The 533-nt window shown below is 74.3% G+C and carries 1 protein-coding gene; it reads left to right on the top strand.

Going from position 1 to position 533, the window contains the following annotated elements:
* Positions 1–40: 40 nt before the first annotated feature.
* Positions 41–533, top strand: a 493-nt coding sequence (locus B2869_RS13865) for a hypothetical protein (RefSeq protein WP_414683276.1), incomplete at its 3' end; no start/stop codon positions are given.

Here is a 533-nt window from a genome sequence, read left to right as displayed (position 1 = left end):
GCCCCGCCGTGTCGTCGCCCCGCACCCGGAGGTGCAGGGCGTGGAGACGCCCGCCGACGCGATCGCGGTGAGCCTGGACCGCACCGGCGGCATCGACCTGACCCTCATCGCCGACCTGCTGGGCATGCCCGAGCACGAGGCACGCCCGGCGCTGGCCGGGATGGTGTTCACCGATCCCGTTGGCGGCGAACTCGTCCACGCCCCCGCCTATCTGTCCGGCGACGTGCGGGGAAAGCTGGAGTCCGCCAAGGCGCGCGCCGCCGACGAGCCCGCGTTCCAGGCGAACGTCGACGCGCTGGCCGCCGTGCTGCCGCCCGCGCTCGGCGTCGAGGACATCACCGCCCGCCTGGGCGCGGTGTGGATCAGCGAACGCATCCACGAGGACTTCCTCAACGCGATCCTGAAGACCTCCGACGTGCGGGTGGAGAACGCGCTGCCGGGCATGTGGGAGGTCCGCGGCGGGCGGGTGGGCGTGCTGTCCACGAGCGAGTGGGGCACCGAGCGGCGCCCCGCGCCCGACATCGCCCAAGCCG

This window comes from Microbacterium sp. UBA3486 (assembly GCF_002377845.1).
GTDB lineage: Bacteria > Actinomycetota > Actinomycetes > Actinomycetales > Microbacteriaceae > Microbacterium > Microbacterium maritypicum_A.
This window is presented reverse-complemented; position numbering and strand designations above follow the sequence as displayed.